The 26599-nt window shown below is 22.5% G+C and carries 27 protein-coding genes; 5 read left to right on the top strand and 22 right to left on the bottom strand.

Features of this window, described 5'->3' with window-relative positions; all coding sequences use genetic code 4:
* Positions 1–11: 11 nt before the first annotated feature.
* The 6 genes from rsgA to AACK96_RS02680 form a co-directional block, all read right to left on the bottom strand.
* On the bottom strand, positions 12–893 hold the full coding sequence (gene rsgA / locus AACK96_RS02705; protein ID WP_281749493.1) for a ribosome small subunit-dependent GTPase A: 882 nt from the start codon (positions 891–893) through the stop codon (positions 12–14).
* A 12-nt stretch (positions 894–905) separates the two neighbouring features.
* Positions 906–1877, bottom strand: coding sequence for a serine/threonine-protein kinase (locus AACK96_RS02700; protein ID WP_338974909.1), 972 nt, complete (start codon positions 1875–1877; stop codon positions 906–908).
* Positions 1878–1961: 84 nt separating this feature from the next.
* Positions 1962–2711: a protein phosphatase 2C domain-containing protein gene (locus AACK96_RS02695; protein ID WP_338974907.1), complete on the bottom strand. Its 750-nt coding sequence runs from the start codon at positions 2709–2711 to the stop codon at positions 1962–1964.
* A gap of 12 nt (positions 2712–2723) precedes the next feature.
* On the bottom strand, positions 2724–4007 hold the full coding sequence (locus AACK96_RS02690) for a methyltransferase domain-containing protein (protein ID WP_338974905.1): 1284 nt from the start codon (positions 4005–4007) through the stop codon (positions 2724–2726).
* Between the two features lie 155 nt (positions 4008–4162).
* Positions 4163–4531 (bottom strand): SemiSWEET family sugar transporter, encoded by a 369-nt coding sequence (locus AACK96_RS02685; protein WP_174481526.1) that lies wholly within the window; start codon positions 4529–4531, stop codon positions 4163–4165.
* A 5-nt stretch (positions 4532–4536) separates the two neighbouring features.
* A complete protein-coding gene (locus AACK96_RS02680; protein WP_338974903.1) occupies positions 4537–4884 on the bottom strand; it encodes a SemiSWEET family sugar transporter in 348 nt (115 codons plus the stop codon).
* Between the two features lie 642 nt (positions 4885–5526).
* Here AACK96_RS02680 and AACK96_RS02675 point away from each other — a divergent pair.
* A complete protein-coding gene (locus tag AACK96_RS02675) occupies positions 5527–5769 on the top strand; it encodes a hypothetical protein (RefSeq protein WP_338974902.1) in 243 nt (80 codons plus the stop codon).
* Between the two features lie 353 nt (positions 5770–6122).
* Here the strand turns inward: AACK96_RS02675 and AACK96_RS02670 are convergent, their stop codons facing one another.
* On the bottom strand, positions 6123–6986 hold the full coding sequence (locus AACK96_RS02670) for a DegV family protein (protein ID WP_281748924.1): 864 nt from the start codon (positions 6984–6986) through the stop codon (positions 6123–6125).
* Positions 6987–7157: 171 nt separating this feature from the next.
* Positions 7158–7469 carry a single-stranded DNA-binding protein gene (locus AACK96_RS02665; RefSeq protein ID WP_338962401.1) on the bottom strand — a complete coding sequence of 104 codons (312 nt, stop codon included), beginning with the start codon at positions 7467–7469 and terminating at the stop codon, positions 7158–7160.
* Positions 7470–8053: 584 nt separating this feature from the next.
* On the opposite strand from AACK96_RS02665, the gene AACK96_RS02660 reads away from it, so the two are divergent.
* Positions 8054–9301, top strand: coding sequence for an ISNCY family transposase (locus tag AACK96_RS02660; protein ID WP_338973446.1), 1248 nt, complete (start codon positions 8054–8056; stop codon positions 9299–9301).
* 387 nt (positions 9302–9688) lie between these two features.
* Here AACK96_RS02660 and AACK96_RS02655 read toward each other — a convergent pair whose 3' ends face one another.
* The 3 genes from AACK96_RS02655 to AACK96_RS02645 form a co-directional block, all read right to left on the bottom strand.
* Entirely contained in the window at positions 9689–10033 is a 345-nt protein-coding gene (locus tag AACK96_RS02655; RefSeq protein WP_338973702.1) for a hypothetical protein, read from the bottom strand.
* A gap of 453 nt (positions 10034–10486) precedes the next feature.
* Positions 10487–11578, bottom strand: a complete 1092-nt coding sequence (locus AACK96_RS02650) for an Mbov_0401 family ICE element transposase-like protein (protein WP_338974900.1) — start codon at positions 11576–11578, stop codon at positions 10487–10489.
* A 292-nt stretch (positions 11579–11870) separates the two neighbouring features.
* Positions 11871–12994, bottom strand: a protein-coding gene (locus tag AACK96_RS02645; RefSeq protein ID WP_338973306.1) for an IS3 family transposase whose coding sequence is annotated in 2 segments (ribosomal slippage) — positions 11871–12751 and positions 12751–12994 — 1125 coding nt in all. Because the reading frame shifts where the segments join, the coding sequence is not laid out codon by codon here.
* A 77-nt stretch (positions 12995–13071) separates the two neighbouring features.
* Between AACK96_RS02645 and AACK96_RS02640 the strand changes: the two genes are divergently transcribed.
* The gene (locus AACK96_RS02640) at positions 13072–13485 is read left to right on the top strand and encodes a hypothetical protein (protein WP_338973439.1); all 414 of its coding nucleotides are present in this window, start codon (positions 13072–13074) and stop codon (positions 13483–13485) included.
* Positions 13486–13803: 318 nt separating this feature from the next.
* Here the strand turns inward: AACK96_RS02640 and AACK96_RS02635 are convergent, their stop codons facing one another.
* Entirely contained in the window at positions 13804–15051 is a 1248-nt protein-coding gene (locus AACK96_RS02635) for an ISNCY family transposase (RefSeq protein ID WP_338973446.1), read from the bottom strand.
* A gap of 41 nt (positions 15052–15092) precedes the next feature.
* Positions 15093–15224: a hypothetical protein gene (locus AACK96_RS02630; RefSeq protein WP_338974899.1), complete on the bottom strand. Its 132-nt coding sequence runs from the start codon at positions 15222–15224 to the stop codon at positions 15093–15095.
* Between the two features lie 74 nt (positions 15225–15298).
* Here AACK96_RS02630 and AACK96_RS02625 point away from each other — a divergent pair, with 74 nt between their 5' ends.
* Together AACK96_RS02625 and AACK96_RS02620 are read left to right on the top strand one after the other, a co-directional pair.
* Positions 15299–17005: a hypothetical protein gene (locus tag AACK96_RS02625; RefSeq protein ID WP_338974897.1), complete on the top strand. Its 1707-nt coding sequence runs from the start codon at positions 15299–15301 to the stop codon at positions 17003–17005.
* A gap of 150 nt (positions 17006–17155) precedes the next feature.
* On the top strand, positions 17156–17323 hold the full coding sequence (locus AACK96_RS02620; protein WP_338974896.1) for a hypothetical protein: 168 nt from the start codon (positions 17156–17158) through the stop codon (positions 17321–17323).
* 123 nt (positions 17324–17446) lie between these two features.
* Here AACK96_RS02620 and AACK96_RS02615 read toward each other — a convergent pair whose 3' ends face one another.
* From AACK96_RS02615 to AACK96_RS02575, 9 genes are read right to left on the bottom strand one after another with little or no spacing between them, the layout of a single operon-like run.
* On the bottom strand, positions 17447–19477 hold the full coding sequence (locus AACK96_RS02615) for a hypothetical protein (RefSeq protein ID WP_338974894.1): 2031 nt from the start codon (positions 19475–19477) through the stop codon (positions 17447–17449).
* Positions 19428–20660: a hypothetical protein gene (locus AACK96_RS02610; RefSeq protein ID WP_338974892.1), complete on the bottom strand. Its 1233-nt coding sequence runs from the start codon at positions 20658–20660 to the stop codon at positions 19428–19430. The genes AACK96_RS02615 and AACK96_RS02610 overlap by 50 nt, the downstream gene beginning before the upstream one ends.
* Before the next feature lie 18 nt (positions 20661–20678).
* The gene (locus tag AACK96_RS02605; RefSeq protein ID WP_255495889.1) at positions 20679–20801 is read right to left on the bottom strand and encodes a hypothetical protein; all 123 of its coding nucleotides are present in this window, start codon (positions 20799–20801) and stop codon (positions 20679–20681) included.
* Between the two features lie 4 nt (positions 20802–20805).
* The gene (locus tag AACK96_RS02600) at positions 20806–22872 is read right to left on the bottom strand and encodes a hypothetical protein (RefSeq protein WP_338974890.1); all 2067 of its coding nucleotides are present in this window, start codon (positions 22870–22872) and stop codon (positions 20806–20808) included.
* A 3-nt stretch (positions 22873–22875) separates the two neighbouring features.
* Entirely contained in the window at positions 22876–24573 is a 1698-nt protein-coding gene (locus tag AACK96_RS02595) for a hypothetical protein (RefSeq protein WP_338974889.1), read from the bottom strand.
* A gap of 15 nt (positions 24574–24588) precedes the next feature.
* On the bottom strand, positions 24589–25773 hold the full coding sequence (locus AACK96_RS02590; protein ID WP_338974887.1) for a hypothetical protein: 1185 nt from the start codon (positions 25771–25773) through the stop codon (positions 24589–24591).
* Between the two features lie 18 nt (positions 25774–25791).
* Positions 25792–26169, bottom strand: coding sequence for a hypothetical protein (locus tag AACK96_RS02585; protein ID WP_338974885.1), 378 nt, complete (start codon positions 26167–26169; stop codon positions 25792–25794).
* Positions 26170–26186: 17 nt separating this feature from the next.
* A complete protein-coding gene (locus tag AACK96_RS02580; protein ID WP_338974883.1) occupies positions 26187–26405 on the bottom strand; it encodes a hypothetical protein in 219 nt (72 codons plus the stop codon).
* Positions 26377–26565, bottom strand: a complete 189-nt coding sequence (locus AACK96_RS02575; protein WP_174481134.1) for a hypothetical protein — start codon at positions 26563–26565, stop codon at positions 26377–26379. Before AACK96_RS02575 ends, AACK96_RS02580 begins: the two co-directional genes overlap by 29 nt.
* Between the last annotated feature and the right edge of the window lie 34 nt (positions 26566–26599).

Here is a 26599-nt window from a genome sequence, read left to right as displayed (position 1 = left end):
ATTACCATCCTTTATTTTAAATTATTAATTTTATTGAATTCTATTAAAATTTTACAATAATCTTCATAAAAAAAACCAGAAATTATTTTATTTGCAACTGCTTTTTTAATTGCACATTCTGGTTCTTGCTGATGTAAGCAAGTACGAAACTTACAATTTTGTCAAATATTAGTAAAACTAGGAAAATTAGTAGCAATATCAATACTACTTAAACCTTGCAATTGAAAGACCGAAAAACCAGGTGTATCTGCAATAATACCATCATGTAAAAAATAAAGGCGAGTTTTAGTTGTGGTATGTTTACCACGATTTAAACTTGTAGAAATATCCTGTGTTCATAGTTTTAAATTATTATCCAAACTATTTAAAGTTGAACTCTTTCCCACTCCTGAAGTACCTGTTAATATTGATAACTTGTTTGTAAAAACTTTTTTTAAATCTTCAATACCATTTTTTTTAACATTTGAAATAAAAATTACTGGTAAATTTAAATTCTGATATGCTTTAACTTTTGTTCAAACTTCATTATCTTTAGTTACCAAATCAATTTTTGTAAATATTAAAATTATTTTTAAATGATAATAATTAAAAATAGTTAATAATTTATTTAATAGAAAACTACTAAGAAAAGGATTAACAAGAGAACTAACAATTAATACTTGATCAACATTAGCAATGCTTGGTCGATATAGTTCATTAAATCGAGGCAAAATTGATTCAACCAAAGGATTTTTATCATCTTTAAAATTAACTTTAACATAATCACCAACTAAAATTTTTGCTGTTTGAAATTTTAAATTTCCTTTGATTAAACAAGAATAAATTTGATTTTCAATTCTTACTTCAACAAAGTTATTTGCAACTCCAATAACTATTCCTTGTTTAAAGTTCATAGTGTCCTCCAATTAATATAAAATTAATATGCTTATAATAACACCAATAAGTAATAATATAATTAAAATTAAAGATGATAAAAATTCTTTTTTTAAATAAAATGGTTTTTTTAATTTTTGTGAATTTAAGTAATTTTTCTTAAATAACATATTATTTTTATTTTCCATTTTTAAACAACAATCTAAATCATTACTCAATTCACTAATTGTCCGATAGCGATCATTAATATCCTTAGTAGTTGCCTTCAAAATAATATTTTCTAAACTTTGTGGAATATTTTTATTAATTTCATGAATTAATGGCATTGGTTCTTTAATATGTTTGGCCGCTAATATTTGTGGATTTTTATGAAAAAAAGGTGGTTTACCAACTAATAATTCATATAATATAATACCTAAAGCATAAATATCACTTTGAATTGTTGGTTTTTGAAATTTTACTACTTCTGGAGCAATATATTTCATTGTTCCTACAACTTGATTAGCGTGTTTTTTAACTTCATAATCATCAATAACAGCAATACCAAAGTCTAAAACTTTAATTGCTCCACTACTAGTTAAAATAATATTTTCAGGTTTTAAATCACGATGAATAATATTGACTGCATGACACGCATTAACCCCTTTTAAAATTTCTTTCATAATAACTATAACTTCATTAACTGATAAAACTGAATAATTACTTAAATATTCTTTTAATGTTTTACCTTCTAATAATTCAAAAACTAAGCATCAATCTTTCTTATCAATAAAAACATCATATACCAAAATAACATTGGGATGTCTAACTCTAGATACTGCTCTAATTTCTTGCAAAAATCGTTCTTTTATTAAGTCATCTAGTGGTGAAATTGGATTAATTACTTTTAAAGCAACTTGCCGATTTAAATATTTATCTTGTGCTTCATAAACTTTAGCCATACCACCCGAACCAATAATTTTTAAAATATGATAACGATTATTCAATAATTTATTTATTTCCATTAGTTTCACCATTACTTTTAAATTTATTTTTTAAAAATTACTAACTTATTTATAATTTATATTTTACACAAAAATGTCAAAAGACTAAAATTTTATTTCCATTAATAATACAGTAACATTATCAGTTGAAACATTAAGTAATGCTTGCTTAATTAATAACTTAACTTTGTTATTAATATTTCCATTTTTTTCTAAAATATTAACTATTTCATATTCTTCTAAAAAATCATGAACACCATCACTAGTTAAAAGAAAATATGATGGAATTATTAAGGGTAAATGAAAAATATCGGTTTTTAATGGCTTACGTGGACCAAGAGCACTAGTTAATGCCTTTCAATAAGTGTTATTTAAATCAACACTTGATTCTTTAGTTGTGTTTTTTTGTAAATATAGATTTAAAATATTATGATCAACTGTTAACTGTTTTAATCCTTGTTCACTATATTGATAAATACGTGAATCACCAATATTTACTAAATAAGCTTTGTTATTAGTAATTAAAATTATTACCATAGTTGTTCCCATATCAAGCGCTTGTTCATTACTTAAACTAAAATTATTCATTTCAATTTGAATAATATCTATCTTTTCTTGTAATCATGCATGAATTTGTTTATCATGTTTTAATTTAATAAAATCTGTTGTTTCAAAAAATTTTTTTAACATACTAACAGCCATATTACTGGCTACTTCACCACATTTATGACCACCCAAACCATCACAAACAACACCAATAACTTGTCCCGTATTATTTGTTAAATATAAAACGGCATCTTGATTATTTGTACGATAATTACCAACATCTGTTTTATAACTAGCATTTATTTTCATAAACTGACCCCCCTATATTCCTTTTTTTAATTTACAAATATAAAATCCATCAGTATTGTTATTAAAACCAAAAAATTGTTTTTCTGCAATGATTGTCATATCTGCGTGATTTTTAACAAACTTCTCAATTTGATTTTGATTTTCTTTAATATTGAAAGTACAAGTAACATACACAATTATCGCTTCGGGTTTTAAAAGTTGATAAGCCTTATTTAATAATTTTGCTTGAACAGTAATTAAGTGATTAATTTCTTCTTTACTTCAATTGATAAGTTTAACTTCTGGTTTTCTTTTAATTAAACCTCAAGCAGTACTAGGAGCATCAATTAAAATTTTGTCAAACTTATTATTAAAATCCAATATTGTAGAATCACCATATTTAAGTTCAGTATTTGTTACGCCTAATTTTTTTAAATAAGTAGCACCAATTTTTAATCGTTCTTCATTGATATCACAAGCAACTATCTTACCGTGATTAGACATTAAAGCTGCCATATGAGCTGTTTTACTAGCAATTCCTGCACACATATCTAATACTTCATCATATGGTTGTGGATCTAAAAAATGACTAACTAACATACTTGCTTGGTCTTGTTTAATAATTTCACCATTTTCATATAATTTTGTGTTAAAAATTGACTTTGAACTAATAATACCATCAGATACTATCTCGCTTAAACAAAAGTTAAAAGATTTATAATTTTCATTGTTTAACACTTTATTAACAGTAGTTTTTAATGTATTAACTCTAAAACTAATTAATGGCATTCTTAAGTTATCTTTTATCAATTGATTTGCAATATTAATACTAAATTGTGATTTTATTAAAGAATATAATCAACTAGGATAACTATATTTAATTAATTTAATATTTTGTTTACTTTCTTTTTGTAAGTTAAATTCTGATCTAAATTCAGTAAAACATAAATCTAATACTTTAGAAATAATAAATGTTAGTTTATTATCAATGGTGCTTACTTTTTTTAAAGTATTTTCAATGAAAATTTCTTTATTAGTAATTTCTAAAAAATAGATTTCATATAAAACTATTCATAATAAAATAGTTATGTGAAAAGGAATAGTAATTACTGATTTCAAAACATTTCATATTTGATTTAATATATAATCTAAATAAATTTGATTTTTTAAAGTTCCTAGTACTATCTTTTCAATTGCTTCTTTTTCTGATAATGTTAGATTTTTATCTCGCATCATTTGTGCTAATAAAACATTACAATGACCTTTTTCTAGGATTACTTGTACTAGAATTTTATAAACATCATTTTGAATTATCATTATTTAACCCCACAAAATTTTTAATTATACATATATTATAACTTAAATTATTATTTTTAATTTTGATAAGTATTTTACTATTATAACTATTAAAAAATGCATCATTACAATGCATTTTTAGTAATAAATTATTATTTTTAATAAAAAATAAACTATTAAAAGTTGCTCTTTATATTTACTTTACCTTTTCATTTTTTACAATCTTCACCATATTTATACATATTATTAATTTTAATACCAAGAATAATTCCTGATCATATTGCACAAGGTGTATTAGCACAAATTATAACTAAATCTTTCATTAAAATTGTTGATTCAGATCCGCCATGATATGATAAATGAATAATGCCCCATAATACTCATAAACTGTTAGCTGTTGTATAAAGAATAAATGTAAGTAAAGAAATACCATCTGTTTTTTTAGTTTTTATTGTTTTTAAAGATTGTGGACAAAATGCTATAACAGCAATAAGTGCTCCAATAATCCCTATTATAGTAATAATTCATCATTCAGTATTTGCCATTATTTTTATTCCTCCAAAGTTCTAGCATTTTCGCCCAACGTTTTCATATTTTTTACTTTAACATAAATAATACAATTAGTTGCAGTCATTGTTACTGTATACGGTATTATTAAGGTAGAACCTCAAATTGCAATTTCAAGAGTATCAGCACCTTCTGGTCACATTACTGGTAATGTTACTGAAAGTATTCCAAATATCAAGAAAAAAAGATTAGCAATATTATAAATTATATAAGTTGATAAGATTATATGTTTAGTTAACTTAGTTTTTATTGTTTTTATTGCTTGTGGAATAAATGTTATAATAGATAATATTCCGGCTAAATAACCTATAATTCCAATAAAAGTTTGCATTTTCATCCTCCATTAAATTTTAAAAATATTTTAGTAGTTTTTTTAAAACTATTAATATATTTATTTCTTGTTTTATTAACAATAACATTATTTTACTTTTAATCATTTAAAATAGAAAGTGTTTAATTAATATTTTTTCAAATAAATCTAAAAAAATTAAAAATAATTTATAATAAAAAAATAAAAAACCACTAAAATAGTAAAAATTTATTTAAAATAAAATAATAAATTTAAAAAATATTAGTTAAAAATTAAATAAAATTTTAATTTTACAATAAATATAAAATTATGAAATAAATTCGCCTTTTTATAAAAAAGTGATTTTTTTATTGTATATTCATTTTTTCAATTATAGACTTAAATTAAGATTTACTTAGAATTCAAAAATAAACAATAAATAATAATTTTTCAATTAAAACTATATTCTATAAAAAATAATTTGTTATCAATTTATGTTATTAACAATATTTTTAATATTGTCATAAATTTAACTTATCATTTTATTTTTTATAAATTTACAAACTAATTTAATGTTCTTACACCATTTCGTATTTTTTTAAAATCCTAAATATTATAAATATAATCTATGTTCTAAGTAAATCTTAAATTATGGGAATATATAAAAAAGTATTGCAGTTAAAAATGAAAAAAAATAATTTTATTTATGCGAGATATGATAAAGAAGATAACTGTTTAGGTGTTTATGACACTATGGAAGAAGCAATATTAAAAGTTTACCACATTGATAAAACTAATAAAAAACACTATTATCAAGCCTATAATAATATTTGACGTTCTTATCAAAAATATAAAAATAATTTTGGAAATGTTGTTTGTTATGAAGGTTTTTGATTTAAAATACCACTAAATGAAAATGGCTATTAAAATTAAAAAAATAAAATAGTTATACTATGAAATGGTTAAGGATACTTAATAAAAATATTTTTTAATTTTATAGTTAAAACTCAATAAATTAAAAAACCATTACTTTGATTTATAGATATTTATTTTATTAAATTTTTTCAATTATTTCTTTAGTTTAAAACTTTAACTATTAATAAGAATTTAAATCATAATATTTAATATTTTATTATTTATAATTTATAAGTTGAAAAAAATCTGAATGTTAGTAAACTAAATTAACCTTTACTAACATTCTTTTTTAGATTTAAATTTTTTTATATATTTTTCTAAAAAAACAGCATACTTAATCAATCTTTTATAAAACTACTTTTTTATTAGACTTCTTTTACTCATTGATTAGGTACTACTGAAAAACCAATAGTATTATTACCAGTATGTGTTTTTAAAATATTACATAATGGTTCAACTTTATATTTGGTAAATCCTCTATTTTTTACTTTTTTAATTGCTTCATCAATAATATCTTTTCTACATCAACCATCAATAATATATATTGTTTCTTTAGTAACATCTTTAATTTTAGTAATAATATCTAACATTTCTTCCATAGCTTTACTTAACGTTCTAACTCTACCAATATTATCAATTGTTTCTTTACATCTTAAAATTGGTTTAAAACGTAAAAAATTACCAATTCTTGCTTTACTCATTGGTAATCTACCACCACGAGCTAAAAATTTTAAATCATTAGGAGCAATATAAGATTCATAAGTTTTGCGGAATTTATTTAAAATTTCTAAAATTTCAGGAATTTTTTTTCCATTTTTAACAAGAGTAAAAGCAATTAAAACCATAAATTTTAAAGGTATTGAAGCAGCACCTGTTTCTAAAATATGGACTTTATTTTTATATTTTTCTTCTTTTTGTAAAACTTGCGAACTTGCATATTGTCCTGAAGCATTATTAGCAATTGGTAAAAATAAAATTTGATCATATTTACTCAAAGCATTATCTCAATATTGTTCAAGTTTACCACGACTAGTTTGACTAGTTTTTAAAATATAGTGTTCATCAATCATCTTTTTACGAATTGTTTCACTATCAATATCAATATTATTATCATCATAAGCATTTTCTCCTTCAATAATATTTAAAGGAATAATTATTATTTCAGGATATTTTTTCATATCTTCAAGGGTAAAACCAGTAGCTGAATCACTTACAATTCCAATTTTCATTTTGTTTGCTCCTAACCTTTTATACTAATAAATTATAGTAAAATTATAACAAATTTATTTTACTATATATCGTTTTAATTTGAAAAAATATAAAGTGACTATAAACTTATTAGTAGTAAAAATAAAAATAGTCTTAATTATTGAGTAATTAAGACTATTTTTTAATTAGTTTTAAGTTAAATAAATAATACGATCAGCAATAATTTCTGTATAGTAAAAATCATTAGATTTATTAGCAAATGTTTGAATTCTACCTTTAATACCAATAATTGCATTCTTTTTTAATAGTGTTTTTAATTCCTCTGTATTAGCTATTCAAGTTTTAATAGTGATAAAATCAATTTCAAATTGATTTTGACGATTTTTAAAAGGTCTTTCAACTGCCATTATAAACTTGGTTCATTTTGTTGGAATTTGTTCTCTGGTTGGTATTATTTCTGGTTCATTCATTAATTTACCTACTAATACAACATTATTTATCATTTTAACACCCCCTCTTATTTGATAATTATAAATTTAGTTCATAAATAAAATATCAAATTATTTTATTTATGAATAAAAGAAAAAATAAATTAATTCAACAAACTCAAATATTAAAATAAGATTAGATAAAATAATTTATTAATTAACACAAAAAGAGCATTGTCAACTGCTCTTTTTGTAAAATATAATTGTATTAATATAGTTTTAATCTAAAACTGGTAATGATCCAATTCTTGAATCTTTTAGTGCATTTACTTTCCCAAAATCTACTTGTAATCACACTCTCTGAACATTAATAAATCTAGTAATTTTATTACCATTTTTAGCGGCATCATAAAAAATGTATAAACTTTTGTATTTAATGGGAGCGTACCGAAGATGTCAATAATATTCAAATTTGTCTTAAAATTATAAAGTTAGACGAGAATAATTTTGACTTCAATATGCAATTGTATGTTAATCTTAACACTTGTAAAATATTAGTCAACAATAATACTTACTTTGTCATTATTTAGTGATAATTTCCTATTAGTTATCGAGTAAAAATTTCCCAAAAGTGAAGTTAAATATACTTGGTGATAAAAATGGAAAGAAGCATGACTATGAAAGAAAAATATAAGTACAAAATTATAAATGATATTATTATTAATAAATTATCTAAACATCAAGCCAAGAATAAACTTAATCTAACTATTAGAAGAATTAACCAATTAATTCAAATTTTTAATAGAGAAGGTAAAGTTGGTTTTATTCATAAATCTCGCAATACAATTTCTAATAAGGCAACAAATTTTGAAATCAAAATTAAGATTATCAACTTGTATAAAACAAAATATTATAATTTTAATTTTCAACATTTTCATGAGAAATTAATGAATGAAGAAAAAATTAAAATTTCATATAGCACACTTTATACTATATTAATCAAAGAAAAAATTACTTCACCAAAAAGACATAAAAATAAAAAAAATAACTTACATCCAACAAGAAATCGAAGAACAAATTTTGGTGAATTAATTCAAATGGATGCAAGTAATCATCATTGATTTGGTAACGATAAACCAAAATCATTTTTACATGCTGCAATTGATGATGCTACAGGAAATATTGTTGGACTATGATTTGATCATCAAGAAACATTAGATGGTTATTATAATGTTTTTTATCAAATTTTAACTAATTATGGCATACCAAAAACATTTTATACTGATAATAGAACAGTTTTTGGATATAAGAAAAAAATTGATTCAGGTAAAATAAACACAGAAAATGACACTTATACTCAATTCCAAAAATGCTGTAATGATTTGGGTGTTGAAATAATTAGAACTTCAATTCCACAAGCTAAAGGTAGAATTGAACGTTTATTTGGAACACTTCAAAGTCGATTAATTAGTGAATTACGACTTAATAAAATTAAAACATTAGATGAAGCTAATCAATTTCTCAAAATGTACATAAACGTTTTTAATAAACAGTTTGCCTTTCCTATTGATGATAATAAATCTGCTATGGTTAAAGCTCCTACACAAGAAGAAATAAATATTTATCTTTCAAGATTTTCTAAAAGAAAAACAGATAGTGGTTCAACTATAACATATTATGGTAAAAAATATTTTCCTTATAAAAATAACAAAGTTCAATACATACAATCTCGAATTGATGTAATTGTACTTAAATCGTTTATTAATGAATTATATCTTAGTTACAATAATCAAATATATGAACTAAAAGAAATAGCACTAAAACCAATTATTAAAGACAACTTGATAAAAACTAAAAAAGTTTATATACCCAATAAAAATCATCCTTGAAGATATGGATATCAATAATTCCTAATTAAAGTTATATAAGATTTACATTTTTTGAATACTAAACCATATAAATTTTTAAAATGTTTGTATATGAGCAAATTTGGTGCTTTAAAATTGATTTTAAAGATATAAAGAGATTACAAATTCAATATCTTCCTCTTTTACATTTTTTTGTGATTTTCTACTAGAACTTTGACTTTTGCTTGTTGAAGCTTCACTGTTTACTTTTGATTTGTCTTTTTGAAATCCAAGAGCATTAGTAACTCTTTTTTTATTTTTTTCTAGTATTTTATAAAATACTAGAAAAAAAGAACTTTCATTGTTAATTGAAAAAATTTAGGCAAAAAAAGCACGATTATTATATCCACTAGTTGAAGGTTGATTTGTCAACTCCATTGAATTTATTTATTCTTTTTCAAGTTCTTTTAATAAGTTTTTTTTATTGTTATTTATTTTACAATTATAAATACAATAACCAATAATAATTGATGTTGTAATTAATCCATAACCAATAAAACCTGTTGTTGGTCAAAAATAATCTGACTCATAAAAATTAGTTAAATAATTTTTAATATTTGTTCATATATCTTTTTTTGTTTCAAAAAGTTCAGTACTAGTATTATTAGCATTATTAGTTTGATTATTGAAATTTGTCATTTCAGTTGTTGTTATTTTATTGAATATTTTTGATACAGGAGTTGAGATTACCGATGGTAAAGTAGTTATGTTATTAATAATTACCGATAGCATACTATCATTTCATGAATTGGTCTCCATATAAACTATCCTTTCAAAATAAAAACCTATTTGTTTAAAAATAAAACAATGGGTTAAAAACTATATTTAGTTTTTAACAATATTATAATTAATAAATTTTTAAATATTAAATATTTCTATATTATAAAAAATAGAAACTAAAATTTTCAGGATTATTTAAAATTTGTGTATTTTACTGAAATAGTTTAAATTTCCCAAAATACTTATCAAAAAAACTAAATTATTTTGGGAAATTTTCACTCGATATTGACACAATAATACTTACTTTTATAAGTCAAAAATTCTTATTAAAGTTTACTTTAATAAGTTTTTAATATGTTATAATGTAATAAAGTCCTTTAAGATAAACCGTATACCGTTATGATTACTAAGCGTATGTAAAGTACGTGGTCTCTTAGGCAAATCCCTTAATTAGGGATTTTTATTTTATAATAATTGTACTGCTGTGTTTATTTGATAGCATTTAAAATTAACCATTTTTGTATACATATCAATGTTATAGGTTCTATCACCAATCATATGCTTTAAAATTTGTTTAATATTAGTTTCAGTAAAGCAACCAATATTTTCAACTAATGCTTGGTTTAATACACCATCTTTGGCATTAATAAAATAACCAACTTTTAATTTTTTATATTGTAAGGTTAATGATTGTAAAAAATCAATTAATTCATAATATTGACCTTTTTCAAATAAATTTATTGCATTTTGATAATGTAATTTAGCAATTTGATTTTTTCTTCTTCCAGCCATTATACCAAGAAATAAAACATGAAAAGCATGAAATTTATCTAAAATAAATTTAGCATTTAAAATTGTAGCAGTTTTTCTAATTCATTTTGCACTATCTCCACAAACTATTAAATTTGCTTGGTCAAAATTTTCAAAAAATAAATTACCATATTTTTCAATTAATTTTGCAGTTTTTTCAGAACCAATTTCTGTTTTTGATACTCTTATTTGACAGGTTGCTCTTTTATTAATTAATTTTCCATTTTTCTTTTTACCAGTACAAAATACTATTAATCTCATAGAACATTTTTTACAATTTTTAGTATTGTGTTTTTCATTAAACTTAAATTTTCGATGTCCATCATCAATATTTATATATAATATTTGATTTGGTTGTAATACAATTTTAGGAATATTAGCTTTTGGTAATTCAAATTTTTTATATCTTCTACAAACTGTACTATTACTTATTAAATCTTCAATAAAAGTATCACAAACATCACGGTATTTTTTACCATCTGCAAAATATTTTAAAATTTGTTTAATAACATCTGGTGCTAATTTACTATACTTTTTAACACCAAGATAGTTATCTAGCAATGAAACAAATTCTCTTTTTTGTGTTTTTGGGTTATAATATGTATAAATACGTCGTTTATAATTTAATAAACCTTTTTTTGTTTTTAATTTTCTTTTTCTAAATCTATATGATTTATATACAGATTTATCACATGTACTTCATAAATAATCATCTATTTTTTTAAATAATTCTTCTGTTTGTGTCAATATCGAGTGAAAATTTCCCAAAATACTTATCAAAAAAACTAAATTATTTTGGGAAATTTAAACTATTTCAGTAAAATACACAAATTTTAAATAATCCTGAAAATTTTAGTTTCTATTTTTTATAATATAGAAATATTTAATATTTAAAAATTTATTAATTATAATATTGTTAAAAACTAAATATAGTTTTTAACCCATTGTTTTATTTTTAAACAAATAGGTTTTTATTTTGAAAGGATAGTTTATATGGAGACCAATTCATGAAATGATAGTATTGGAATGGCAACCCTTTTTAGGACTGTTTTTTGGTAGACACTTGTTTTTGATAATTAACTGGAGTTAGGTAGTTTAAGGTGCTGTGAATTCTTATGTTGTTGTATCAATTGATATAATCAAATAATTCTAATTTTAATTTGATTAATGATGTAAAATTTTTATCATTAATAAATTCAGTTTTGAAAGTTTTAAAAGTTGCTTCAGCAACAGCATTGTCATAAGGACAGCCTTTTTTGCTTAAAGATCGAGTTATGTTGAATGCTAATAAAAGTTTATCAATAGTTTTATTATTAAATTCGTTACCGCGATCGCTATGAAATATTTCAATATCTTTTAAACAGCGATTTGAGTGCATAAATGCTTGATATACTAATGATGCATCTTTTTTAGTACCTACACTATGTCCAATAATTTCGCGGTTAAATAGGTCTATTAATAAGCAAATATAGTTTCACTTACCATTAACTTGAACATAAGTTAAATCACTAACAATAACTTCATTTTTAATTTTATTATTAAAGTTTCTATTAACAAGATTGGTAATTTGACTATCATTGACTTTATTATGATGATTTTTGAATGATAATTTAGTGTATTTTGATATTAAATTATGCTTATTCATAATTTGTTTAATTTTTCTGCGTGATAAATAAATTTCTTGGTTTGCTAGTATGACTTTTAATCTTCTAGTACCATAAACTTCTTTATTTTCTTTAAAAGCACTAATAACAGCTTCATCATAAATATTATTTTGATTTTTATTTTTTTTCTTTAAATTAAAATAATATGTTGATTTAGAGAGTTTTAAAAAACGACACATTGTGCGAATTTTATATTTAGATTTATTATTTGCAATAATTTCTATTTTCTGCCTATTATTAGTGCTGCTTGCTTTAAAATATCATTTTCCATTCGTAATTGTTTTAATTCTTTATTTGCTTGAATTAATTGTTTTTCTAAATCAGAAAGATTATCTTTGGTTTTAAAACTGCCTGAATTAGTAAATTGCTTAATTCATTTATAAGTAGCCGCTCTTGTAACGTTATATTCTTTAACAAGACAAGATACTGACTTGCCACTTTGATATAAAGCTACTATTTGTTTTTTAAATTCATCTGAATATGAGTTAATATTGGCCATAATTATTTTCCTTTCTTTTAACTAATTTGTGAACTTGTCTACGTAATTAGTGTCCAATAAAGTGTAACCCATCCAGTATGCTATCGGTAATTATTAATAACATAACTACTTTACCATCGGTAATCTCAACTCCTGTATCAAAAATATTCAATAAAATAACAACAACTGAAATGACAAATTTCAATAATCAAACTAATAATGCTAATAATACTAGTACTGAACTTTTTGAAACAAAAAAAGATATATGAACAAATATTAAAAATTATTTAACTAATTTTTATGAGTCAGATTATTTTTGACCAACAACAGGTTTTATTGGTTATGGATTAATTACAACATCAATTATTATTGGTTATTGTATTTATAATTGTAAAATAAATAACAATAAAAAAAACTTATTAAAAGAACTTGAAAAAGAAGAAATAAATTCAATGGAGTTGACAAATCAACCTTCAACTAGTGGATATAATAATCGTGCTTTTTTTGCCTAAATTTTTTCAATTAACAATGAAAGTTCTTTTTTTCTAGTATTTTATAAAATACTAGAAAAAAATAAAAAAAGAGTTACTAATGCTCTTGGATTTCAAAAAGACAAATCAAAAGTAAACAGTGAAGCTTCAACAAGCAAAAGTCAAAGTTCTAGTAGAAAATCACAAAAAAATGTAAAAGAGGAAGATATTGAATTTGTAATCTCTTTATATCTTTAAAATCAATTTTAAAGCACCAAATTTGCTCATATACAAACATTTTAAAAATTTATATGGTTTAGTATTCAAAAAATGTAAATCTTATATAACTTTAATTAGGAATTATTGATATCCATATCTTCAAGGATGATTTTTATTGGGTATATAAACTTTTTTAGTTTTTATCAAGTTGTCTTTAATAATTGGTTTTAGTGCTATTTCTTTTAGTTCATATATTTGATTATTGTAACTAAGATATAATTCATTAATAAACGATTTAAGTACAATTACATCAATTCGAGATTGTATGTATTGAACTTTGTTATTTTTATAAGGAAAATATTTTTTACCATAATATGTTATAGTTGAACCACTATCTGTTTTTCTTTTAGAAAATCTTGAAAGATAAATATTTATTTCTTCTTGTGTAGGAGCTTTAACCATAGCAGATTTATTATCATCAATAGGAAAGGCAAACTGTTTATTAAAAACGTTTATGTACATTTTGAGAAATTGATTAGCTTCATCTAATGTTTTAATTTTATTAAGTCGTAATTCACTAATTAATCGACTTTGAAGTGTTCCAAATAAACGTTCAATTCTACCTTTAGCTTGTGGAATTGAAGTTCTAATTATTTCAACACCCAAATCATTACAGCATTTTTGGAATTGAGTATAAGTGTCATTTTCTGTGTTTATTTTACCTGAATCAATTTTTTTCTTATATCCAAAAACTGTTCTATTATCAGTATAAAATGTTTTTGGTATGCCATAATTAGTTAAAATTTGATAAAAAACATTATAATAACCATCTAATGTTTCTTGATGATCAAATCATAGTCCAACAATATTTCCTGTAGCATCATCAATTGCAGCATGTAAAAATGATTTTGGTTTATCGTTACCAAATCAATGATGATTACTTGCATCCATTTGAATTAATTCACCAAAATTTGTTCTTCGATTTCTTGTTGGATGTAAGTTATTTTTTTTATTTTTATGTCTTTTTGGTGAAGTAATTTTTTCTTTGATTAATATAGTATAAAGTGTGCTATATGAAATTTTAATTTTTTCTTCATTCATTAATTTCTCATGAAAATGTTGAAAATTAAAATTATAATATTTTGTTTTATACAAGTTGATAATCTTAATTTTGATTTCAAAATTTGTTGCCTTATTAGAAATTGTATTGCGAGATTTATGAATAAAACCAACTTTACCTTCTCTATTAAAAATTTGAATTAATTGGTTAATTCTTCTAATAGTTAGATTAAGTTTATTCTTGGCTTGATGTTTAGATAATTTATTAATAATAATATCATTTATAATTTTGTACTTATATTTTTCTTTCATAGTCATGCTTCTTTCCATTTTTATCACCAAGTATATTTAACTTCACTTTTGGGAAATTTTTACTCGATAACTAATAGGAAATTATCACTAAATAATGACAATAATTCTTCTGTTTGTTGTAAATTTAATTCATTTTGATTATAATAGTGTTTGTCTCAATCAAAATGATTTACGAATGGTAATATAAACATTTTTAATGTTCCTTTCTAATTTTTGTTTGTTAATAATTTAAGTTTAATTTTTTTTAAAAAAATAAGGAGTAAATATGGCTTTTATCACTAGTTATGCACAATTAAATAAAAAATATAGTCTTAATTTTAGTGATAATAATTATGGTTTTAGTTGAGATATTTTTAAACAATTTGTTGGTGATGAATGAGCAGAATATTTTACTACTAATTGTTTTTATCGTTTTATACCAACAGCACGTGGAACAAGAAAAACTTGAAACTGCTTAGCATTTGATTTATTTATATGTTGTAATTTTAGTGATAGTAGTGTTCAAGAAGTAAGGCGCTATGAAAATACTCATAGTGAAACGACAATTGGTGCTTTAATGAATGTTTGTCAAGTTTTATTAGATAAATATGATATTAATTTACTACCTAATAACGCACATGGTATTAAATGAAAAATAACTAAGGATCGTGGTTGTATCATTTTTCCTAATAATCAACAAATTGATTTTATTGGTTATGCTAATGGTAATAAGATTTTTGGAAAAGAAGCAGGTGGTTCAAGTTTTTTAGGTTCAAGAACAGATGAAATTATTATGGCCGAAGAAAAAGAAACACTTACCGATAAAGAATTAACATATCGCTATGAGAGATTAGAAATATCTATGTTTAGAAGTAATAGAATTAAAGTATCAAAAGAGCCTATTAAAGAATGAAGTTGAACCTTTATTGATAAAAATATATATAGCTCTACTTTTGGAAAAAAGATTACTCGTTATTTTTATAAAAACTTTTTTATGACTTTTACATGCAATCCCTATGATAAATATCATCCATTTTATTTAAAATACTGTACGCCATTTTTACCATTAAATAATGAAGTAATGGAAAATCTTAAAAAAATTGGCAAAGTTTATTATGAAAATAAAGACATGTTTAGTGGTTTAGGTTTATTTGTTTTAAGATTTACTATTAAACCATTTTGAGATAAGTTACCGGATATCCAAAAAAGAAAATTATTAGAAATGAAAAAAAGTAATGAAGATGAATATTATACTGTTTATTATGGTTTTGAATTTTTAGATAGTGATGCAACAATTTTTCCGTTTCAAAAAACTGTAAAATATTGACAACCATATGATTTAAAACAATTTTATAATCAAGAAAAAGAAATGTATAAATTTGATTTTTATAGTGTTGGTATTGATTGAGCTACGGGACCAAAAGACCATACTGTATTTATGGTAGTTGGTTTTAAAGAATATAATAATACTGGTTATTATGATGCTTATATTATTTGTGAATTAGTAGTTACTCCAAATGATTTTATAAATGAAAATGAAAAAATTAATGCTTATGTTAATGAAATTTTAGGATTAATGGATAATTTTGAAAATTTTGAACAAGCAATTTATTTTTATGATGATAAAGCAAGAACAGCAATGGATTGATTAAATCAAAAATTAATTGATGAACACAATACTATTTTAATAACACAAACTGCTATTAAACATGCTTCAAATTTAAATCAAGAAGCCGGATTAACTAATAGAGTAGTTTGAATGAGAAATATTATGAGTTATGGAAACTTTTATGCGAATAAAGATGATTTACCAAAAACTACTCAATGTTTAGAAGAATTACGTTATGATGAAACAAAAACTAATATTCCTGACAAAAATATGTATCAAGACCCTTATGATGCTTTGTTTTATGCACTGTATCCATATAAAAATGTAATTAGGGGTAAAAATAATGCTACTGTGAAAAAAAGTATCTTCACATTTGCTATATAATAAACAATTTCAATATAATTAATAGTATAGGTATCACAAAATAAACGCCTTTAATTTAGGCGTTATTTTCCATTTAAAAGCATACTTGTAAAAATAATCAAAAATAGTACAATTTAAAAGTAAAATCAAGGAAAAAAGGAGTAATTTAATATGAAAATATGAATAAAAACAAATTTAAGTAAAATAACATTAGCATTAGCACTAACTGGTGCAGTAAGTGGAGTAACTGGTTTAATAATTGGTTCACTAGCACATAATCAAACTAATGGTTATAAATCATATTTAGGACATGACTATACAGTCTACTGGGGGGGCTAAATCAACAATATGGTCATATAAAACAAAAGACAAATATAAGATAAGTTTATATTTTGGAATTAAACCGCTTGATAGTACTGATATAAAATGAGATGGTATTTATCCTGATGGATATTTTGATAATTAAATTTCTAAATTTATATAAGAAACATTTTCATTATATTTATCAAATAAATTAATATTTTGTAAGTTTATTTCTTGTTTATTAGTTATTAAAAGTAAATCATAATTACCAGCACCAAAAATACCACTAATCTCAACTCGATTTAAGTTAGTAATTGGATTTTCAATTTGTAATTCAAATTCATTATTATTATCAATTTTTATAATTTCTTTATACAATTCTAATTTAGAAAATAATTGGGATTTATTTGAGCCATATAAATTTAATAAATTTTCAAGTTTAATTTTTTCAATAATTGCTCTTGTAAAATATTTTCCATATTCACCATTACCTAATGTTCAATCAGCAGGAATTAATGAAGGTATGTTATTTGTTTCTAATTCATTTGTAATAGATAATCAATTAAATTGATTATCATCTAATTTAAATAATTCATTTTGACTAATATCATTATTTTTTAACTTAATATTATTGATATCTGTAAAATCAAAATATGCAGATTTTAATATCACTTTTACATCTTTAAATTGCCAAATATCATCAGGTGTAGGATGTATTGGACTTGATTTTAATTCGAAATAATAAGGTAATAAAATTTTATTATCATCATTCAAACCTTTATTTATTGATAATATTGAATAAATATATTCTGATAACATGATAAATATTTGCTTAAAAATTTTTATTTGTTTTAAATTAATATAATTTGGATAATCTAATTTTCATTGTTTAAATAAATTAGTAATAACATCTTCGGGCTTTTGTCCTTCAAATTTTGCTCGTAATTTTGCTATTTCATTTTTTGGTTTACCATTTTTGTCTTCATATGTAGCACCTTCGAAGTTTCTATTATAGTTATATGTATAACTTAGCATATCTAATAAAAGTTGTTGTAAACTATCAATAGTTGGTGCGTCTTTAATTTCTATTTCAATATCATCAAATTTATTATTAGTTGCAACATATTGATAAAATTGACTTTCACCTACAAAATCTCAAACTTCTTTATCTTTTAATTCTTTTTGACTTTTTAGTGGTCATTTGCCACCTAAAACATTACTAAATTCATATCCTAATCAAGCATGTGTAACTCTTGCATTTTTAATAACTTCTCTTCTTGTTATATTACCACTACTAATTTTAATTAAATCTAAAACTGATTTTTCTTGTCCAATAAATTGTTTTGCTAAATTTCAAGGTAATATTTGTTCACTAAATCATTGTTGTAATATTCTAACTTTTGGTTGAGTTTCAATAGGCATTGATAAAAGCGGAAATGCTATTTTGTCTTTAACAAATAACTTTGGGTATACTTCCATATTGTCAACTTCACCAAGTACCTTTATATTGCCAAAAATCATGCTTCTAGGGGCTTTAATTTTTAAACCAATTACTTTGGTATCTTTGTCTAATGGTTTTTGTAATTTAATAATTATTGGATAACCATCTCTTGTTTTAAAATCTTTAATTTTAATAATAGTAATACTTTTAGTACTCCTTGTTTTTGGATTTTGATAAGGTTGTGAATAATTATTAATAATATATAAATTATCAATATTATTTTCAGTTAATGATTCATTAATACTAACTGCATATAACTTAAATTGATTTAATAAATTTATTTCTTGAAATATTAAATTTTTAATATCAGTCATACTATATTCAATTGTATTATCATTAATATTTGTACTTGCTCTTTGATTTAATTGCATAGTAAAATCAGATGTTTCAACAGCAGTAGTTTTTAATACTTTTTCAATATCAATAAAACCGATTTTAATAGTATTTGCTGAAAATTTTAAAGTATTATTTTCATTATTTTTAAATAAACGTTCAATTTCATAAATATAAATTGTTCTTTTTTTAAATTCATCGTATGCTCTATTAATATCGGGGTCACTAGTTGCTCTCATCATATTAGTAAAGTCATAAGGAATATTATCAATTAAATAATCATTTTCTACTTCTGCTTGATTAAGTTTAGTTTGTTTTTGTGGAAACTTCGTTTGTGGTTTGTTGTTGTTTTCCATTGTTTTCTCCTATTAATTGGTTATTTTCGGGATTAAATAATTTTAATCTCACTGTTAAATTATTAATTTCTTGTTCATCATTAATATTAAATGTTTTACTATTTAATAAGTCTTTATCTAAACGTACTAATATTTGAATAAATTTAAGAATATCAATATTAAATTGTCATAACTTTTGTTCAATATAATTAATAGTTGAAATATTTACAGCTGTACTTTCAGGTACTGATTGTTGTGCAGATTTCTTTTGACTTGGAATATGAATACCACAACGTTTAAATATTTCATTAACATTTCAATCGTATATATCAGTTAAATTTTTACCTTTAAAATTACTATTTGTCATATTAATATTTTCATTTTGTTCGTTATTATCTCCACCACTTTTAAATATGTAGTTTTTAGTAACCAAAGTTCTTACTGCTTCTTCTAATGCTGATTGAACATTCCCATAAGTTTGATTAAAAATAAATTTAGGTGAGTTTAAAATAGTATCTAAAACAATTTGTTCATAAATAACATCTAATGCTTTAATTTTATCCATTACTTTATCACAATCTGCTAATTCATTTGCTTTATTTCGCATAATTGCTATTGGTATATAATTAATATTTAGTGTTTGTTCTTGCTCTAAATTTGGATTATTAATGAATGATTTAAAATCTAATGGAAATTGTTTTTTATTATCACTAATACTATAAATTGCACGATTAATAGTTACTTGTTCATTATTTAATGTATAAATTTCAAATAATCTTACATTTTGTGCATTTTGTTGATAACTATCATAAAAAATAGTACATTGAATTAATTTACCGGTAATATCATAAACTCTTTGTTGTATATCAACGACTTGAAAATATAAATCATCATTAGCAATCAAAATTAAATAACCACTAATTCCTAATTTACTTAATTTAAAAATAGAATTTCAATTTTTTCTATAAAACTCTTGATTAATTAAATATTGTTTAATAGTTTCATTATTAATATCTAATGGAGCGTTATATAAATTAGCATTATTTTCTGCTACAAAATCAGTAAAATATGTTTCATGATTAAAATCATTAAAACCAAAATAACTTAAAATAGAAGCATGTGTACTTTTACCTTTTAAAAAAGTTAATTTAGTTTTTTCTTCATTATTAGTACTTTTATCTTTTTTTAAGAATCTACCTAACATAATATTCACCACCTTTTTTTAAAATATTTGATTAATTTTTAATACAATTTTTACTATAATAAATATAATTAAACCAGCAACAGCAGAAGATAATAAAACTCCTATTAAACCTAAAATAATTTTTATAATTTTAAAAAACATAATATTATTCCTGTAATTTTTCTAATTTTCATACATTACCTTTTAAATTACCTTTTACACTATAAATAGTAATCAATTTAGCATGTTGAACTGATAAAATTACTATATTAGCACTATCATTAAAGGTTTGTATTTGTACACCAGCAATTTTTTTATCAGTTATAATAAATTCTTGAATAGTATAAACTGGATTATATATACTTCAAGAATAATAAACTCTATAATGTTTATTCTCTTGAAAATCATAAGTAATTTGTCAATTATCTCATTTATTTTTTTCTCTTGTTCCTACTTCTTTTCAATTTGAACGACTTGGACTTGGTTGTGGTTGTTTTTCTAATATTTCATTAATGGCTTGTAATAATTTTTTATTTTGAGTTTTTAATATTTTATATTCATTATTTTCTAATATATCCTTACAAAGTAATGAATTTTCTTCATCATTTAACGAAACTTCATTTGTTTCAGCATTATATTTAAAATAATCATTTGAAAATTTTTTGCCTTTTATTTTTTCTTTTAATTCATTAATAGCACCGGCAATAGTTTTATCAGTAGTTTCTAAATTAGGAATTTCAGTACTAATAGTATTGATAGAAAAAGCATATTTAAAATGGTCTTTATCCATTTTATCTTCTATTTTTTTATCTACTTCTTCTTTTTTATAATAATCAGATAAATCAGTTTTACCACCAATAGCACTAATAGTATTAGTTACTTCATCAATTTTAATATTTTCGCCAGTAGTTAATTTATTTTGCTTTTTATCTAATAAATTATTAGTTTCTATTTTTGTATAATAATCACGTTCAGTACTTTCTTCTGCTATAAATTCAGTTGGCGTATCTATTCCTTGATATTGATATATTTCTTTTATATCACCAATTAAATTAATTTTTCCAAGTTCAGGATAAGAATTACCTCCACCCCTAAATTTTTTATTTCTATTGTCATAGTAAATAGTTCCAATATTTAAAATATTTTTATTTGAGATTTGTTCATTATAAGTCATGGAATCAACATTTAACAATTCAAATTCATTAAAAACATTATTTAAATAAATTTTAATTACTTTATAAAATTTCATAAAGTCATTTTCTGTTAAATATTGATAACTGATTTTAATAAAATATCATTTAAATGTTTCTATATTATTATTTTCAACTTTTTTTCATAGGGGACTAGTTTCGATATTAAATCAATTATTTTTAACATCATTAATATTTTCGTTTGCTTTAATTAATTCAGTATTTAATTTTGTAATTTCATTTTCATTAGTAGTAATTCGTTTTTGTTGTTTAGCAGAAAAATCACAAGTTGGTGCATGTGTATAATCACCAATTTGTGGATTATTTTGTAATGCTTCGGGTGGTAATGTACCAATTTCATCAGGTCAATCTAAAATCATTGTTTCAGATTCTTTATCATAATCTGTTGCAACATAACCTTTATTTATAAATTTTGTAACAGGACCTCTATATATTTCATTTTCATTATCATCAACTAAATCATCATACAATTTCATTTGTTTTGATAATGTAAATTCTTTTTGTTCTTTAATTAATTTATCAATTTGATTTCTAGTATAAAATGCTTTTAAGTCAATTTTTTCAACATCTATTTCATCATCATTATAACTTGAAAATATTTGTTTTAATTCTGTTAATCTTGCTCATATTTTCATTCTACTAGGTGCTAAATCTCAAACATTAATTGTAGGAGTACTATTTGCACTAAATTGAGTACCATTATTAAATTGAATAGTAGCATCAACATTAAATTCAATTGGTGTACGATTAAATACTCAATGTTCAACCATTACATAAACCATATCTCTTAATGTTTCTTTAATTAATTCATCTTTAAAACTATCAAAAGGAAATTTAGATAAAATAAAATCAAGATAAGCATTAATATCATTTTGAGCACGAATAGCAAAAGTTATAAATCAATCATTAACATTAGGTCATGTTTGTATGTATTGCTGTGGCGTTTCTGTAATTTTTCCAGTTAATGGATATCAGTTATTATAATTTTCTAAACTGACATCAGTTCAAAGTTTATTAATCATAATTTATCATTCCTTAAAAAATGCTTTTTTATAATGTTTAGTTTTTGTTTTAGTTTTTCTATGTGCAATATGAATAACTTCTTTTTGTAATTTCTTTTTCCCTTTTTCTACAATTTGACTATATGCAAATTTTTCTAAATGATGTAATAGTCCAGTACCAAATAAAGTATTAACTGAAAATTTTAAACCAACACTTTTAAATGATTTATTAATATTTTCAATAGGATTATTAATAACATTCACTACTTTATGATAAGTTCTTATTATTCTAAATATTTCTCTATAAACTTTAAAACTATCTCTAATTACTTGTTGAATAACTGGTGGAGCAAATGCAATTGCTTTTAATCATTTATTACGACTAACTCCATAACCAATATATCAACCACTATATCATCTATATCAGTGAAATGGATGTATTTGAGTAACAAAAGTTTCTGCTTTAATAATACTATCAACAACTGTAATTGGTTTATACTTAGGATTACGATGATAAATAGTAATTGCACATTTACTTAATGATAAAGGTTGAATTTTACAACCCATAAATACTGGTGAACTTAATGGAATTAATTGTGCATGTTTAATTGCTTTTTTCTCTGCACTAGTAAATAAATTTGTTGCTTTTTCTTTTAATTTATTAATTTTTTCAAATGCTTGTTTTTCTAACTTTTCAAATTTTTCTTGTAATTTATATATACTTTCTCGTAATTTTTCAAAATATGGAGTATCTTTTCAAAATTTATTTAAACCTTTTTTTAAATAAAATCTAATATCAAAATATTTAAAAGTTTGATTTGCTTTTAAAACAAGTTGATGAATAACATTATTTTTAAAATTAAATTTAATAGCATTAGCACGAATTTTTTGTAAATCTAAAATTAAAGTTTTTCCATATCTATTTTCTGTATGTATTGTATGAACTAAATTTAATCAATCATGTTGGTTCATTTTTAATACCTCTTTTAATTCAGTATTATATTTTTTTAAAAAGTTATTTGCTTTTTCAATATCTTTAATTTTAAATTTAGGAGTTAATTGGGGACTTAATTTTGTTAATGTATTTTGTAATAATAAGTAATCTTTTAACTCTTGTGTTTCTAATTTTTGGAAATTATTTTTATATTGTCTTTCAGCAACATAGCCTAAATCTCGTAATACTGTTTCACGATTAGGAGTAAAACTATAATTCATTAAATAACGTTTATTACCAATAATTTTATCTGTTAAAATTTCTTTTCCACTTACTTGACTAATAATTTCTTGTAAATTTTTTGCTTCTTTAATACCAACTTGTTCTAATGTTTTAGTTTCTTGTGCTAGTTTAATAAATTTAGTAGTACGATAACCGCGACTAATTTTATTAATTCCAGCAAATGCTGGTAATATATTAAAAAAAGTATTTAATGGTGTTACATTTCCTTTTAAATAATCATAAACTTGATTAATAGTAAAATCAGTTGTTGCATAAATACCAAAATTAATAGTACTTGCAATAAAATCACTTGCACCTAATCCAAGGGCTACACTTTCACTTAATCCACCAGTAAAAGGAGCAAGTGCTACTGCTATAACTTGTACACCAATCATTTCTAAAATTTCTCATCAAAAACTTTTATTTTCTTGTTGTTTGCTTATTCTAGTATGTTTTGGTTTATTTATGTTTAAAAGTATTGCTGTACTAGTTGTACCAATTGGCATGGCATTTAATTTCCTTTATTTAAGAGTTATTTTAATAGGATTAGTTGTTCCTTTATAATTTAAGTCATTAACATTTGCAGTAATAGTTATATATAAGTCACCTGCTTTTTGTTTTTGATTACTTACATTAGTTTTCCCTTGTGCATCACTAAAATATTTAATAGTTGGATTTGTTAAATTTGGATTTAATGATTTAAGTTCATTAGTACTTTTTATTTGTGTATTTAATTCACTATTATTGTTATTAACATTTGCAGTAATATCAGTTGTTAAACTTATAATTTTAGTTTTTAAATCAGTTTTTTCTGTTTTAATAATTCCGCATAACATTCATCTTGATGTTGTTTCATTATTGGAAATATAAGGTATTGATTCTCCAACAACTTCACCAGCAACTTTATATGCTCTTCCTGCTTTATCATCTTTAATAAAATCTACATAAATAACTGTTCTTTCTAACATATATCTTTTCATTGCTCTTGGTGTTGCTAAAACAAAAGTCATTAATTGTTGTTCATTTTTATCATTAGTAAAAATCATATAATCATCAAGAACGATTTCACATAATACACCCTTTACATATAAATTATTTCCATTTAAACGTAATTGTTGAGCTAACTGATTATCGGTAATTAAACCTTTATTATCTGCTAAATAAACTAAACTATCATAAAGACCATTAGTAATAAAAAATTTACTATTTGCAATGTTTCTAAATTGAAATAAAGTATTTCAAGCAGATAACATTGATTTTAAATATCCTATTGGTGTTGTATCTTCAATATCTATTTTAGTAGCAGATTTTGCAATTGCTTGTGTATCATCAATTGCTAATTTATCTGCTAAATCATTTGCAACTTCATATTGCATACTATCTAATAAATTTTGTCCATTATTTGCATTTAAATCTACATCTTCAATAATTTCTCCTGCAAGATATTTTTTAGTTATTTTTTTACTAATTTTATCTGTATCAACATATGGCAATTCATATCTTTTACTTTTATCATCTCAAGCAATAATTTTAACTTCTGGTTTTTTTGGTTTTTTAACAATAAACTCAATATTTACTGAGTCAACAATTTCAGTAGGGAAAAAGTTTGCCCATGGACTATTTGAAATTTTAAAAAACTCTATAAATTCTGGTGCTTCTACTAATCTCTCTGTATTGTCTAAATTTTGATTAAATGGTACTGACATTTTATTTCTTCCTTTCGTTTATAAATAATTTTTCTTTTTATAATTAATTAAAAAATTTTCTTTATCATTTGGTTTATTATTAATAATTATTTGTTTATTGCCACCTGTATTAATTGTTTGTTTAAATACTGGTTGTTCTTTAATCATTTTTTTAATAGTTTCTTCAATTTTTGAATTTTCTATATTACTTGTTGTAAATTTTAAATAATCATAAAATTCAGTTTTAATTTGATATTTTTTAAATATATTAATCATTTCTTTTTCTTTAATTTCTTGATTAAGTTTATTTAACTTATTTTCTGCTTCATTAACTTTATTTTCTATTTCTTGTGAAGAAGCATTATTTTCATTTAAAGGTTCAGTTGTTTGTTGAACATTATTTTCATTTTCTAACATTTAACATTCTCCTAATCTTATCCCAATAATCAATCTTTAACTAATTGTGGCATTTCACTTATTAGTTTTTTATAATCATTAATTGCTTGTTCTAATTTTTCTACATCTTCATATGTAAAATATTCATTACTAATGCGTAATTCATAATCAGCATCAATGGTAAGTTCTAAATCATGATATTTATTATTAAATTCAATTTTTGTCATATTATTTTTCTCCTTTATTAATCTTTTCATTTAATTTTGCTAATTTTTTTTGATGTTTTATAATTTTGTTATTTGCTCTAACATGTTTTGGAGTTGTGATAAATCTTTTTAATAAAACAATAATTTCTCTGCAAATTAATGTTCCAACACTTGTTCCAATAATTATTAATTCATGTAAAAATTCTTTCATTTCAATATTTTCCTTTCAATTATTTATTTTTTAA

The sequence above is a fragment of the Spiroplasma endosymbiont of Tricholauxania praeusta genome (assembly GCF_964019535.1).
GTDB classification, from domain to species: domain Bacteria; phylum Bacillota_I; class Bacilli_A; order Mycoplasmatales; family VBWQ01; genus Spiroplasma_E; species Spiroplasma_E ixodetis_A.
Note: the sequence above shows the minus strand (reverse complement) of the source record. Positions and strands in the feature narration are given on the sequence as shown.